General features: G+C 45.4%; 12 protein-coding genes and 1 other RNA gene. 7 read left to right on the top strand and 6 right to left on the bottom strand.

Annotation, left to right across the window (positions count from 1 at the left end; translation table 11 throughout):
- Positions 1 to 104: 104 nt before the first annotated feature.
- Complete coding sequence (locus V7R35_RS08800) at positions 105 to 2,807, bottom strand: TonB-dependent receptor (protein ID WP_334014372.1); 2,703 nt, start codon at positions 2,805 to 2,807, stop codon at positions 105 to 107.
- A gap of 325 nt (positions 2,808 to 3,132) precedes the next feature.
- Between V7R35_RS08800 and V7R35_RS08805 the strand changes: the two genes are divergently transcribed.
- On the top strand, positions 3,133 to 5,103 hold the full coding sequence (locus V7R35_RS08805; RefSeq protein ID WP_334014373.1) for a BCCT family transporter: 1,971 nt from the start codon (positions 3,133 to 3,135) through the stop codon (positions 5,101 to 5,103).
- A 30-nt stretch (positions 5,104 to 5,133) separates the two neighbouring features.
- Positions 5,134 to 5,613 (top strand): MarR family winged helix-turn-helix transcriptional regulator, encoded by a 480-nt coding sequence (locus tag V7R35_RS08810; protein WP_334014374.1) that lies wholly within the window; start codon positions 5,134 to 5,136, stop codon positions 5,611 to 5,613.
- A gap of 89 nt (positions 5,614 to 5,702) precedes the next feature.
- Here the strand turns inward: V7R35_RS08810 and V7R35_RS08815 are convergent, their stop codons facing one another.
- Positions 5,703 to 6,050, bottom strand: coding sequence for an RnfH family protein (locus V7R35_RS08815; RefSeq protein ID WP_334014375.1), 348 nt, complete (start codon positions 6,048 to 6,050; stop codon positions 5,703 to 5,705).
- Entirely contained in the window at positions 6,047 to 6,478 is a 432-nt protein-coding gene (locus tag V7R35_RS08820; RefSeq protein ID WP_334014376.1) for a type II toxin-antitoxin system RatA family toxin, read from the bottom strand. Before V7R35_RS08820 ends, V7R35_RS08815 begins: the two co-directional genes overlap by 4 nt.
- 200 nt (positions 6,479 to 6,678) lie before the next feature.
- On the opposite strand from V7R35_RS08820, the gene smpB reads away from it, so the two are divergent.
- Complete coding sequence (smpB, locus tag V7R35_RS08825; RefSeq protein WP_012518302.1) at positions 6,679 to 7,158, top strand: SsrA-binding protein SmpB; 480 nt, start codon at positions 6,679 to 6,681, stop codon at positions 7,156 to 7,158.
- 12 nt (positions 7,159 to 7,170) lie between these two features.
- On the opposite strand, the gene V7R35_RS08830 is transcribed toward smpB, so the two are convergent.
- The gene (locus V7R35_RS08830) at positions 7,171 to 8,415 is read right to left on the bottom strand and encodes an NADH:flavin oxidoreductase/NADH oxidase family protein (protein WP_334014377.1); all 1,245 of its coding nucleotides are present in this window, start codon (positions 8,413 to 8,415) and stop codon (positions 7,171 to 7,173) included.
- A gap of 131 nt (positions 8,416 to 8,546) precedes the next feature.
- On the opposite strand from V7R35_RS08830, the gene ssrA reads away from it, so the two are divergent.
- Positions 8,547 to 8,906, top strand: a transfer-messenger RNA (tmRNA) gene (gene ssrA, locus V7R35_RS08835).
- A gap of 112 nt (positions 8,907 to 9,018) precedes the next feature.
- Here ssrA and V7R35_RS08840 read toward each other — a convergent pair.
- On the bottom strand, positions 9,019 to 9,219 hold the full coding sequence (locus V7R35_RS08840; RefSeq protein ID WP_156784356.1) for a helix-turn-helix transcriptional regulator: 201 nt from the start codon (positions 9,217 to 9,219) through the stop codon (positions 9,019 to 9,021).
- 59 nt (positions 9,220 to 9,278) lie between these two features.
- Here V7R35_RS08840 and V7R35_RS08845 point away from each other — a divergent pair, with 59 nt between their 5' ends.
- Positions 9,279 to 9,581 carry a type II toxin-antitoxin system HigB family toxin gene (locus tag V7R35_RS08845; protein ID WP_008284255.1) on the top strand — a complete coding sequence of 101 codons (303 nt, stop codon included), beginning with the start codon at positions 9,279 to 9,281 and terminating at the stop codon, positions 9,579 to 9,581.
- A gap of 32 nt (positions 9,582 to 9,613) precedes the next feature.
- Positions 9,614 to 9,982 carry a helix-turn-helix domain-containing protein gene (locus V7R35_RS08850; protein ID WP_008284401.1) on the top strand — a complete coding sequence of 123 codons (369 nt, stop codon included), beginning with the start codon at positions 9,614 to 9,616 and terminating at the stop codon, positions 9,980 to 9,982.
- Positions 9,983 to 10,515: 533 nt separating this feature from the next.
- Here V7R35_RS08850 and V7R35_RS08855 read toward each other — a convergent pair.
- Positions 10,516 to 11,418 (bottom strand): LysR substrate-binding domain-containing protein, encoded by a 903-nt coding sequence (locus V7R35_RS08855; RefSeq protein WP_334014379.1) that lies wholly within the window; start codon positions 11,416 to 11,418, stop codon positions 10,516 to 10,518.
- A 96-nt stretch (positions 11,419 to 11,514) separates the two neighbouring features.
- On the opposite strand from V7R35_RS08855, the gene V7R35_RS08860 reads away from it, so the two are divergent.
- The gene (locus tag V7R35_RS08860; protein ID WP_334014380.1) at positions 11,515 to 13,545 is read left to right on the top strand and encodes an alkyl/aryl-sulfatase; all 2,031 of its coding nucleotides are present in this window, start codon (positions 11,515 to 11,517) and stop codon (positions 13,543 to 13,545) included.
- Positions 13,546 to 13,613: the final 68 nt, after the last annotated feature.

Genomic DNA, 13,613 nt, shown 5'->3' on the forward strand with positions numbered 1-13,613 from the left:
CTCGATGAGTTCGCCGTTTTAATTTATTACTTCATTGTTTTACTGTCACACCTTACTTAGGCTATGCCTGCGTTAAATTCGCTAGCGCTAAGCAGTTAGGCAACTTAGTAGTAATCGTACGAGAAGCGCAAGCCAATAGTACGTGGTCTGTTAGTTACCACTTTTGGTGTAAATTGCTGCGTGTCAATGTTTAATGTAGCGCGCTCGTCGAATACATTATCAATATATAGCTCAGCTTTCCACACATCGTTGGTTACACCAACAGCAAGGTTTGCAAGTACATAAGACTCTTGTACGTATCTGCCACCTCTAAACACTTCACCGTTTGAATCGGTATACGTTACGCCTTCGTAAACTGATGCTTCTTCTTCAATTTTAAGACCCGAGGTACGCCCGTAAACCAATGCAGTAGCATCTTCCATTACGTAAGCATCCATGATCATGCCTGCAAAGCGGTCACCGGTATAAGAAACAGATCCGTTAACATAGCCACGCTTATCGCCCTCTAATTCGAAGAAGTATCGCGCATTAATGTTGCCTGAAAATTTCGCGCTATAAGGTAGTTCAGAACCAACCCCTGCCGCAATGCCTTCAAGCTCTTCATTAATACGTGTTAGCTCAGTGTCTAAGATACTAAATGCAGCGTTAATGACTAAGTCATCGGTTGCAAGCCACGTCATATCAGCGTCGATACCCTTAATCTCGGCATCACCTACGTTGTCGGTAAATACCAAAAATGAGATATTTGTAGGGTCGAAGCGCGACGTTTGCAGCTCTTCAATTTCTGAATAGTAAGCCGTTGCATTGACGCGGAACTGCCCATCAAAGAAATCACCTTTAAGGCCCAACTCGTAGTTATCCAATGTATCGGTAGTTGAATAAACTGGAATTCGGAAGTTTTCAAACTTGCCAGACTGGTTTGTTGCCAAGCCACCGCCTACGCGGTTTGTTACAGGTGGACGGAAACCTTCTGAGTAATTCGCAAACAACAACACATCGTCATTTACTTTCCAGTCAATGGAGTATTTGAAGATAGTGTCGTCTACCGTTAATACGCCATTATCATCAAGTAGGTCAACCTCTAGCTGACCACTGTCGATTGCCGCATTCACTGCAACAGGGTCTAAGCCAACGGCTGCAAGTTCGTCAGGATCTAACGTGCCAAACGCTCTGATACGGCGAGTTACATCTACCGTTGATGTTGAGCCCACATAAATATCGTCAATTTCGTACCAACGAGCACCAATGCTTGCAGTGATAGTGTCAGTAATGTCGTACTCTAACTGACCGAACACAGCAATTTGCTCAATCGTGTGCGTAATATCATTAATGAAGCTCACTTCTGATGGGAAAGGACCGCCATCGCTATTAATGCCTTCATTACCCACAAGCGTACGTTGAAGGTTATCAAAACCGAACGTACTCATTTCGGTGTTAGCAATTTTAAACTGGCCCACGGTGGCTACTTCCTGCTCGTCGTAGAAAAGACCAGCAGTAATGCGCCATGGTGTATCCATGGTAGTGTTGAAGCGTAATTCGTGAGTTGTACGCGTAGAAGACGTGTCCTCTTTGTAGAATTTGGTTGGGTCTAAACAACGCTCATCTGCAGCGTTGTCCGGCGTATCATAGTGGTTACACACATAGTACGCAGAAAACAAACCGCCGTTTGTGTAGCCGGTGTAATCGGCCAAGGTATCAATTTCACGGTCTAAATAGCCACCAGTGTAAACTACGTCTAGCTTTTCTAAACGACCTTCAAGTGTCCACGTTGTTAAACCAAATTCATCTTTGTTCTCGTCAGGCTGGAAACGCAACGCCGATGTTTCGCCATCAATGGTTGGGTCGTATGCAAATACACCTTCAGTATCTAGGGTTTGCTGCGTATGTTGAACAAGTAAATCCCAATCTTCATTGATGATGTAAGACAATCCGAAACGCGCACCTGTGTAGGTTGCATCATTAAAATCTTCTTCAACCAGTGCGTCATTTTGTGGCGAAACCACTGCCGCTTCAGATTTCGAACTAATATTTGGATTTGTAATGCGATTTGCATCCATTCCAACTGGATCAGCTAGCGGGCCGCCAGAGATACGGTCGATAACTACCGCGCTTCCAATGTAGCCCCCCTCACCCGGCACATTTCTAACGTTGTCTATCCAGCCACCTTGCTTATCGTTATAAGCTGCCACGCGAACTGCTAGGTTATCGCTTAGCGGCATATTGAAGTACGCTTCTACCGCGTTACTCATTTCACCGTCTTTAGTAAACGCGATATTGGTATCAAAACCGGCTGAGAACACATCATGCTGCGGTTTATTCGTAATTAAGCGAATGGTACCTGCCTGAGAGCTTGCACCAAATAAGGTCCCTTGAGGTCCGGGCAACACTTCTACACGCTGAACGTCAGTAGCGTAAACGTCAAGGTTACGACCTGCCATAGACACTGGCATCTCGTCTAAATAGAACGCTACTGATGGCTGCAATGCCTGAACGGAAGACAGCATGATATTTGACTGCGTAGTAGCAGCACCGCGGATATAGATTTCGTTTTGACCTGGGCCTGTACCTTGGAATACGACGTTAGGAAGAAACTCTACGTAATCTTGGAAGTTATCGATACCTAGATTTTCTAACGCTTTACCGTTTAGTGCTGAAACAGCAACTGGCACGTCTTGTATAGATTCTGTGCGTTTAGTTGCGGTTACTTCTATAGTTTCGAGTTTAGCTGGCGCTTCTGATTCCTGCGCAGCCAGTGAAGTAGATGCCAATGCAGCGACAATGGCACAACTAAGCTGTGTTTTTCGCATGGTTGTGTGTTTCCTTGATAAGGTTTTTTTTCTTCGGATTATGTTTACTTCGAACATATATCGAAAAGATCATATATAACGATACACCATCACAAAATAATTTCTACTCAAACGGTTAATAATTATACTTTTGTCTTGTTTTAGCCAAATAAAATAACACATTAACAATACAAAACAGAATTTTAAGAACAATAAACAACCAACTATTACGCAATCTTTAAATACTAATCTAATCATTTCATCTGATATTTATAATTAATGCGCCTTGCTGTATATTTGTGCGTATAAATTACTATTCTAAAGATGGCTTAAGGATTACTACTGCGTGATTGAGAAACAAAATTCATCACCACTTAACGCACCAGTGTTTTATACATCGTCTGCATTAATACTGCTTTTGCTGATTTTTGCAGTTAGCGCGCCGCAGCTTGCCGACAGTTTGTTTAAGCAGCTTCAAAGCACAATTGTGACAAACGGTAGCTGGTTTTACGTGCTCACAGTGGCAATTATTGTTTTGTTTGTCATTTTTTTAGGTGTATCTCGTTATGGAGAGATAAAGCTAGGGCCAGATCACGCAGCACCTGAATTTTCGTTTACTACGTGGCTTAGTATGCTATTTGCTGCTGGTATGGGCATTGGGCTTATGTTTTTTGGTGTTGCAGAACCCTTAATGCACTATCTTGCACCGCCAACGGCCGAGGCAGGCAGCATAGATGCCGTACGAGAAGCAATGAAAACAACGTTTTTTCATTGGGGCGTTCATGCATGGGGAATATACGCCATAGTCGCACTTATACTCGCGTACTTCTCTTACAGACATAACCTTCCACTCACATTGCGCTCGGCACTCTATCCGTTAATTGGTGACAGAATATATGGATGGCTAGGTCATGTTGTTGATATCTTTGCCGTTACCAGCACCGTATTTGGTGTCTCAACATCGCTGGGGCTAGGCGCTGCGCAGGTCAACGCCGGGTTTAATTACCTTTTTGATTTACCCTCAAACACTACCGTTCAAATTATTATTATGGCCTGTGTTGTAGGCCTTGCGGTGGTGTCGGTTACAACAGGTCTTGAGAAGGGAATACGTCGTTTATCAGAAACCAATATGATTTTAGCGGTTTTGCTACTTTTAATTGTGCTTGTACTCGGCCCTACGGTTTTTCTTCTGCAAGCGTTTATGCAGAACACAGGCGCTTACCTGTCTGACATTGTGCGCAATACCTTTAACCTTTTTGCTTACGAGAAAACAGATTGGATTGGTGGTTGGACTATTTTCTATTGGGGCTGGTGGTTAGCATGGGCGCCGTTCGTTGGTATCTTTATCGCGCGCATTTCATACGGTCGTACCATTCGTGAATTCCTACTTGGAGTATTGCTGATACCCAGTGCCTTCACTTTGTTTTGGATGACGGTGTTTGGTAACAGCGCTATTGATCAAGTCGTTACTCAAGGTCAACAAGCGTTAGCGACTATGGTAAATGAAGATACAGCAGTAGCGCTCTTTATATTTTTAGAGCAATTCCCCTTCTCTTCTGTTTTGAGTTTTATTGCCGTCCTTATGGTGGTTGTGTTTTTTGTCACATCTTGCGACTCGGGTGCAATGGTTGTAGATATGCTTTGCTCACATGGAAAGAACGATACTCCGCTGTGGCAACGTGTATATTGGGCCGTAGGGGTAGGCGTTGTAAGCTCTGTGCTGCTATATGCTGGTGGACTTGGTGCGTTACAAACCATGACCATAGCAGCAGCCTTACCCTTTGCCATTGTACTATTAATCGCGATCTCGGGGTTACTTAAGGCGCTGCGTGTTGAAGCATTTAAGCGAGAAAGTCTTCAAGTGCTTGCCGGTACGCCTCAACACACCGATGCTGACAAAAACTGGAAAGAACGATTAGAGAACATCGTCACCTTTCCCGACGAAAAAGCAGTAAAGCGATATATGACGAAGGTCGTTGCTCCTGCGCTTAGAGAAGTAGGTAACGAGTTCGAGTTACAACAGTTCTCTGTTTCGGTAAATGACAGTAACGACGCGTTGGTGCTAACTGTAAGTATGGGCAACGACCCTGACTTTATTTACGCGGTGTATGCTGTGCCAACAGAGCAGCCTGAATTTGGCCCTTGTGAAACACAAACTCTAGACGAGAACGAAAAGGCAACGTACTATCGCGCCGAAGTACACCTCAGTGAAGGTGGTCAGAATTATGATATTATGGGTTGGTCTAAAATATCGGTGATAAACGACGTGATAGACCACTATCACAAACACCAACATTTTATTCATTTGCTTAAGTAGCATTAACGCTACGCATTTGTTGGAAATAACATGCGAAAAGAAGAAGAATTATTAGTAGCACTACGACGTGTGATACGCGCGGTAGACCTACGCAGCAAGCAGTTAAGTAAACACGTGGGCCTTACGGGTCCGCAGCTTTTAGTAATGCAAAACATCGAAGAACGCCCAGGTATTATGGTGCGCGAAATTGCAGAGAATATTAATCTTAGCCCAGCTACCATTACCAATATTCTTGATCGTTTGGAATCAAGAGACTTGGCAACACGTATTCGAAGCACGCAAGATAAACGTAAAGTGGGCGTTTTCCTTACTGAAAAAGGCAAAGAAGCCGTTGCTGATGCGCCTCGCCCACTACAAGAACATTTTGTAGAGCGCTTTTCTCAACTTAAAGAATGGGAACAAAGCCAGATGGTGGCCACGGTTCAACGTATCGCTAGTATGATGGATGCCGAAGATATTGATGCATCACCATTTCTGGAACTTGGTAGCATATCCGACAAGTCGGTTTAATAAAGATGTAAGCGTGTTTAAGAAACCGTGACACAAAGCGTCATTATCGAACTACAGAATTGAAAAAGGCCACGTTAACGTGGCCTTTTTTATGATTTCGCTTTAAGCGGATTAGGCTTTCCGCCTGTTACTTTGTCAGCACGCCCTTCTTCCTTTGCTTTTTCAGCACGGCGTTTGCGAATTTCTTTTGGATCGGCAATAAGCGGGCGATAAATTTCTATTCTATCACCATCAATTAACGTGTCGTTTAGTTTTACCACACGACTCCACACACCCACTTTCGTAGCTTTTAAATCGATATCTGGAAACTGTTCAAGAATATTAGACGCTTCAATGGCCTGTTGTACTGTTGTACCTTCTTTCAATGCCACATCTACAATGGTTTGCTTAGTGGGCAACGCATAGGCAACTTCAATATTAATAAGCTTGCTACTCATGCGTATACGCTCCTTGCGCGGTCGGTAAACGCTGCCACCATACTACTTGCTAAACTATTAAAGACCTTACCAAAAGCCATTTCAGCAAGCTTATTGGTAAATTCAAATTCCAAATTTAGCTCTATTTTGCATGCATCCTCTGACAAGGCTGAGAATGTCCAACCTCCAGATAATGAGCGAAATGGACCATCAACCAATTGCATGTCAATGCGCTGGCCAGTAACAAGCTTGTTGTGGGTAGTAAACCACTGCTTAATGCCTGCCTTTGAGACTAGTAACGACGCCTTCATACTTTCGGCCGATTCATCTAGTATTTTGCTGTCTGTGCAGCCGGGCAAAAATTCTGGGTATGAAGCAACATCATTCACTAAGTTAAACATGGCTTCTGCACTGTGAGCCACAAGTGCGCTTCTATGAATACTAGGCATTTATTACGCTATAATTCCAGGGTGAAAAATACTATGTCGAGCATTGTAACACAGAAAATTTACTGATCTGGTATTCGGTTTTACTCTTAATAACCCCACATTATGAATACACAACGCGTTATGTTAGCTAAAAGCACACTAGTGATTTTTGTGCTACACGCATAAAGACATTTCCTCACACAATCAGTATAATAGCGGCCATGAAAAAGAATAAAGCCAACAAAAACACCTCGGGAAATATCGCGCAGAACAAAAAAGCGCGTCATGATTATTTCTTAGAAGATAAATTCGAAGCAGGTTTAGAGCTTCAGGGGTGGGAAATTAAAAGTATTCGTGCCGGTAAAGTGAACATTACCGATGCGTACATTATTATTCAAAATGCAGAAGCCTATTTGGTTGGCTGCAGAATAAGCCCGCTAAACCAGGCGTCTACCCATGTTGTAGCAGCGCCAGAGCGCGCTAGAAAGCTATTGCTTAAAAAGCGCGAAATTGACCGTTTGATGGGTGCGCGTGACCGCCAAGGTTACTCTATTGTTGCCACGTCCATGTATTGGAAAAAGTGCTGGGTGAAATTGGAAATTCACCTTGCTAAAGGTAAACATGCACACGACAAGCGCGATACGCTAAAAGATAAAGACTGGCAGCGCCAGAAAGAGAGAATGATGAAACACAGCGTTTAACGCTGTGTTTTTTTATGGGCGCTTAGTGTTTATTGACCCAACGTCACGCTTAGTCATTTTTCTGCGATGGAGCGTGTCTAATACAAGGCTCCATAACGGCGATGGGTCGCGAAGCGTTGTTAAATTATTGCCAAGACGGCGCAATTGCCTTCGGACCATTGACATATTCGCCAAACTGGCTAACGACTTATCACGCCAACGGCAATGTGGAATAGAGCCTGAATACGACCACTGCTTTTGCCATTTCTTTACTAAGTCTGGAGTGATTGCCAGCGCACTGGCTAACCCTACAAGCGCACATCCCTGTTGAATTACTCGCTCGGCAATTTCAGCACGCTTGATACCGCCTGTTGTCATAAGCGGTATGTCTGTTTTGCTCTCTAGCACTTTAGCGAATTCTAGAAAATACGCTTCGCTAGCAAGCGTGGTATTGTCTTTCGTTTGGCCTTGCATAGCCGGCGCTTCGTAACTACCGCCCGATAACTCGATAACATCAACGCCAAGCGCCTCTAGCCTGTTCACCACTTCGCACGTATCTTCAAAAGAAAATCCGTTTTTCTGAAAATCAGCCGAATTTAGCTTTACCATTACAATAAAATTATTGGCGCAAACCGCACGAATTTGACTAACGATATTTATAAGAAGGCGTGCGCGATTAATTATCGACCCACCCCACTCGTCTTGGCGCTGGTTGGTTAGAGGCGATAAAAATTGAGTAAGTAAATATCCATGCGCAGCGTGAATTTCTATGCCGTCGAAACCTGCATTTTCAGCTTGCTTTGCAGTTTCAAGAAAACGCTTACAAACATGATGAATATCTTGGCAGGTCATTTCACGCGGCTGTGCGAACAATTTAGAGTGTTTGCCCATATCAATAGGCACCGCGGAAGGCGCTATAGCCTTACTTTGCATGGCTTTAAACACTTGTCGTCCAGGGTGATTAATTTGCATGATTGCAAGCGCACCATTCGACTTCATGATCTTTGCCCATTTAATAAAGGGCGCAAGGTCGGTGTTTTTATCTAACGCCACACCACCTGGTCCGGTCATGGCCTCTTTGTCTACCATTACATTACCAGTGATAATCATGCCCAAACTGCCATGTGCCCAGTACCTATACAAAGAGAATAACGCCTCGCCAGGCACATTGCCCAAACTAGACATATTCTCTTCCATGGCAGCTTTAACTACGCGGTTACGCACTGTTACGCCACATGGCAAGGTATACGGGGAATACAAAACAGAATCTGAAGACATTTACACTACAAGCCTTTTATTAACGCCTGCGTACTTTAATGGTTATTGTCCATAAATGCATCTTTTGAAAGCAAATTATAAAAGAAACGTTTAACGTGCTTGCAGTTATGTTATAATCCGGCTTCAATCTCGGGGCTGATTAGGATTCGACAGGATCTAGGAAGCCGGAGGTGCATGCAGAGGAGCGGTTGGCCTCTTAAAAAAGCCGCATTTAAATAGTCGCAAACGACGAAACATACGCACTAGCCGCTTAATAACCGGCATAGGCCCTTCCACCCTAGTCTCTTCCTGCTAGCGGGGATTCGGAAGGTCATCCAAGTAGGATAGCGAGGGAACCTTGTCTAAGGGTGAACCGCGAAACAGTATTAGGCCAGCTGCAAGGAAATCCTGTTTGTCGGAGTTCCAAGCAGTTAAATAAATGACAAACTAAGCATGTAGTACCAAAGGTAGACATTTTCTGGACGCGGGTTCAAATCCCGCCAGCTCCACCATCTTGTAAATAGCCCTAATGAGCCCTCACCAGCCATTAGGGCTTTTTATTAACCCGCAACTTTACTATCAGGAAGTTAGGGCTGATACGGATATTTGCGTACTAGCTCACCCTCAAACGGCTTCAAAAGTACTCCTTCTCAAGCAACTGGCCTCATACTCCAGCACATCTTCTCGCCTGTACCTGACTTGGCCGCCCAGTTTCACGTAAATTGGACCAATACCCTCAGATCGCCATCGCTCCAGTGTCGCCTCGCTTACCTGCCAACGATTACATAGCTCTCTTTGCGTCATAAGTGCTTGATATTCATTCATATTGATTCTCCTGTATATTTTAGTTGAACAAGTCCCATTTTGGGACTATTATTAACTCTATGAGAATCATTGCCCTATCGACACTGAAAACTTTCTGGGAAGAAAACCCAGAGTACATGGATGCAAAAGAGCCTACGCTTGCTTGGTATCGACATGCCTTAGCGGCTGACTGGAGCGCTCCTGCCGATGTTAAGCAGGATTTCAGAAATGCCAGTATCCTCAAAGATGGGCGAGTGGTTTTCAATATTGCGGGGAACAAGTACCGTTTGGTCGTGTGGATCAACTATGCCTATCGCGTGGTCTATATCCGGTTCATCGGTACCCATGCGCAATACGATAGAATTGACGTACAAACTATTTAATTGCCCCAAAGGTAGAAACGAGAGGAATTACAATGGACATCAAACCGATTAAAACTGATGCCGACTACCGAGCGGCATTAAAAGAAATTGAAAGCCTGATGATGGCTGGCCCTGACACACCCGAAGGTGAAAAGCTGGATGTCATGGTCACGCTTATCGAAGCTTATGAGGCAAAGCATTTCCCTATGGATCTGCCTGATCCTGTTGAAGCCATCAAGTTTGAGATGGAGCGTAAAGGTCTAACAGTGAAAGATCTCGAGCCAATGATTGGTAAAAGCAACCGGGTCTATGAGATTCTCAATCATAAACGCTCGCTCACGCTAAAAATGATCTGGAAGCTGCATGAAGGTTTAGGCATTCCTGCTGAATCCTTGATCAAAGCACCGCAAGCGCATGCTTAAGGCTGATGGATTTCAAAGCACAGCCAATTGTCAACCGAGTTTCTGCTAGCTTCTGACAAACAGGGTTCCAAAGCTCCTGCGTAAGCATAAATCCGCATTAGCTTACTAAAGTAATTGAGGGTATAATTCAGTTGCTATTATGGGAACCAAACCGGCGTCCCACGGCACCACCATCTTGTAAATAGCCCTAATGAGCCCTCAACAGCCATTAGGGCTTTTTATTGCCCCCCAACTTTACTATCAGGAAATTAGGGCTGATGCGGATAATTGCGTACTAACTATTCATCAAACTGCTTCAAACGCACTCCTTCTCAAGCAACTGGCCTCATATTCCAACACATCTTCTCGCCTGTAGCTGACTTGGCCGTCCAGTTTCAAGTCATTAGAATCCCACAATAATATATCTGAAATATTTCTGCTGCGTTAGAGAGTTGCTGCGAGTCCTTCCTGATCAACCGCTTGGAACGGACATCGACAAATGAACCTCAAACCAAACAGCCCTAAGGAATCACTATCTCAACACCGTACTACAACTACTCCAAGCTCGCGATCATATTCCGAAACCATCGGTGAACCGAGTCTTTATCCGAGAAGGGCGCCCACGACAGGTAAATTGGAATTGGTGGTGCTTCCTTCGGAAAAGGTTTGAACACCAGATCATACCCTTCACACAAGATACTTGCCATACGCGTTGGTATCGTACCAATCAAGTAAGACTGTTTAATCGCCATTACCATCGAAGATACCGAACTGACACGAGCACGAACGCAACGGTTTTCGTTGAAACCACCGAGAATCACATCAAGCTGATTCGCATTTCCAGAAAGTTTTGGCAGCACCACATGTTCCAAGGCGATATAGTCCGTCAGACTCAACTGCTTATCGGCATAAGGATGATCCGCGGCCATTAGAACAGACATACTTTCTTCAAATAGTTTGAGCGTCGGCAACTCGTGAGCGATTTCTTTATCGTAGTGCAAACATAAGTCCAGTTTTCCACGTTGTATCAGATTAAGAGATTCCTGAAACCCATGTATAACCGATTCAACTTGCACCTTTGGCGCGCTTTCCCTCAGCATGTTCATCAGTCGTCCCATAAAAACCATGTCAAAATAGTCGCCTCCTGCTACTTTGAAAATACGTTCGCAAAACAAGGGATCAAATTGATTCGCGCGTTCCATTTCGCCGCGCAATGATTCAAGTAAGTGATGAACGACGGGATACAACTCCAGCGCACGAGCAGTCGGCTCCAGTCCCCGCCGCGTACGCACAAACAACTCATCCTTTATGGTCAGCCGAAGTCGTTTCAGTGCCGCGCTTGCTGCGGGCTGACTCATCCCCAGATGGCTCGCGGCCATGCTCAAACTGCCCTGCTCCATGATGGCCTCAAACACGGGAAACAGGTTCAGATCAACCGACTTTAAATTCAGCTTCATAAATATCTTATATATATTTTATTGATTGGATAAATTTTACTTGGCACTTTAAACTCCTTGCAATCTTTTTGTCCACTCCATCAAGGCTAATGAAATATGAAGAGTATAAAATCCGCAATCATTGCGACCTGCCTAATCGGACTGTCCGCAGGATGTTCCGAGCATATTCCCTTGGAAGAAGGTGCCAATCAGAACGGCCACACCGCGCCAACCGCGGCCACTGCTAAAGCAAACCAGAAGATTCTCAGCGAGCGCCCCTTCGCCAATACGAGCGATTTTACTCACGCGCGTAAAGGTTTTATTGCCAAACTAGACAACCTGGAATTACGCGACCGGGATGGCAATCTTCTGTTCCGGCCAGATGATTTCTCCTTTGTGGACGCAGACGGCACCAATGCACCCGCGTCCGTCAATCCGAGCTTGTGGCGCCAGGCGGCACTGAACAACATCCATGGTTTATTCGAAGTTTCGAAGGGGATCTACCAGATTCGGGGAACGGATCTGTCAAACATGAGCATTATTGAAGGTGACACCGGTTGGATATTGGTAGACCCGCTCACCGCCAGAGAACCGGCAAGCGCTTCGTTCAAACTGGCGCAAACGCATCTAGGCAAGAAGCCCGTTAAGGCCATTTTGTTTACCCACTCTCATATCGATCATTTCGGCGGGGTTGACGGTATTCTTGAGCATTTGTCTGCGGACGAAAAAGCCAACCTGAGAATCATCGCACCCGAAGGTTTCGTCGAAGAAGCGACGAGTGAAAATATTATTGCCGGCATCGCCATGGGACGTCGTGCTGAGTTCATGTACGGCAAGCGTCTATCCAATGACATCCGTGGGCATGTTGACACCGGTCTGGGCAAGCTGCCTGTCGCGGGCAGCTTCACGTTTAAACAACCGACTGAAATCGTCACGCACGACAACCTGAACTTTGTCATTGACGGGGTGCCATTCGAGTTTCAGATTGTATCCGGTTCCGAGGCCCCCTCCGAATTCACTTTCTACTTGCCTGAGCACAAAGCATTCTGTGGTGCCGAATTGGTGAGCCGGAACATGCACAACCTCTATACACTTCGAGGTGCAAAGGTACGTGACGCGCGATTGTGGACAAGCTACATCGAAGAGGCCAGGGTAAAATTTGCGGACGCAGAAACGTATTTCGCAAGCCACCATTGGCCACTGTGGGGTAAAGACAACATCAATAACTTCCTGGAAGTTCAGCGCGACACCTACAAGTATATCCATGATCAAACGGTGCGTATGATGAACCAGGGTTATACGCCCAATGAAATTGCCAGTCAGATAAAACTGCCGGACGCGCTGAATCAGGACTTCCACAACCAGGGTTATTACGGCACCGTGCAACATAATGCAAAAGCGGTGTACCAGTTCTATATGGGTTGGTATACCGGCAACCCGGCCAAACTACACCCCTTGCCTGAATCGGTGTCTGCAAGTCACTATGTGGACATGATGGGTGGTATATCCTCAGTGGTCGAAAAAGCACAAAAACAGTTTGAAGAGGCCTCGAATGCCGATGCAGAAGCCGGTACAGAGCGATACCGCTGGCTAGCAGAACTACTTAATCAGGCCGTATTCGCCGCGCCAGACAACGCCGATGCCAGAGCGCTGCTGGCCAAGGTTTATGACCAGTTGGGCTATCAGGCCGAATCAGGCCCTTGGCGAGATGTTTACTTGAGCGCCGCCTATGAATTGAGGCATGGCTCACCCGAAAAAGGCATTATCTCGCCCGTCTCGATGAAGGAAATACTCAAGGCAACGCCTGTCGAAGAGTTCCTCGCGAGTATGAGCGTGCGCCTGAATGCGGACGAAGCTGAGGGCGAAGCACTCACCATTCTGCTGAACTTTACCGACATTAACGAAACGCATTTGATCTCGGTGAAAAATTCCGTCATGCATCATAAGCAAATCGCGGCACCAGTGGCAGCGGACGCCACCTTGAATTTGACCTTCACCCTTTTTGTCGATATCGCAGTGGGCCAAGCCAGTCTCAAAGATTTACTGTTGGGTGATGAATTGAGCGTAGAGGGTAGCTCATTGGATTTGCTGAGTTTTGTGGGGATGCTGGATAAACCTGCCGGCACGTTCAATATCGTGACTCCGTAGCGCTTGCAAAGCTATTAGTTCTATATACCTTGATAGGAAATTACTGAAAAGCGCCATGCTGCAGCACA

Origin of the sequence: Alteromonas sp. S167 (assembly GCF_036864375.1) — a bacterium.
GTDB lineage: Bacteria > Pseudomonadota > Gammaproteobacteria > Enterobacterales > Alteromonadaceae > Alteromonas.

Bases quoted from the DNA above. Each gene is read 5' to 3' on its own strand.
- V7R35_RS08800 (WP_334014372.1), bottom strand. From the start codon at position 2,807: ATGCGAAAAACACAGCTTAGTTGTGCCATTGTCGCTGCATTGGCATCT.
- V7R35_RS08810 (WP_334014374.1), top strand. From the start codon at position 5,134: ATGCGAAAAGAAGAAGAATTATTAGTAGCACTACGACGTGTGATACGC.
- V7R35_RS08815 (WP_334014375.1), bottom strand. From the start codon at position 6,050: ATGAGTAGCAAGCTTATTAATATTGAAGTTGCCTATGCGTTGCCCACT.
- V7R35_RS08820 (WP_334014376.1), bottom strand. From the start codon at position 6,478: ATGCCTAGTATTCATAGAAGCGCACTTGTGGCTCACAGTGCAGAAGCC.
- smpB (WP_012518302.1), top strand. From the start codon at position 6,679: ATGAAAAAGAATAAAGCCAACAAAAACACCTCGGGAAATATCGCGCAG.
- V7R35_RS08830 (WP_334014377.1), bottom strand. From the start codon at position 8,415: ATGTCTTCAGATTCTGTTTTGTATTCCCCGTATACCTTGCCATGTGGC.
- V7R35_RS08840 (WP_156784356.1), bottom strand. From the start codon at position 9,219: ATGAATGAATATCAAGCACTTATGACGCAAAGAGAGCTATGTAATCGT.
- V7R35_RS08845 (WP_008284255.1), top strand. From the start codon at position 9,279: ATGAGAATCATTGCCCTATCGACACTGAAAACTTTCTGGGAAGAAAAC.
- V7R35_RS08850 (WP_008284401.1), top strand. From the start codon at position 9,614: ATGGACATCAAACCGATTAAAACTGATGCCGACTACCGAGCGGCATTA.
- V7R35_RS08855 (WP_334014379.1), bottom strand. From the start codon at position 11,418: ATGAAGCTGAATTTAAAGTCGGTTGATCTGAACCTGTTTCCCGTGTTT.
- V7R35_RS08860 (WP_334014380.1), top strand. From the start codon at position 11,515: ATGAAGAGTATAAAATCCGCAATCATTGCGACCTGCCTAATCGGACTG.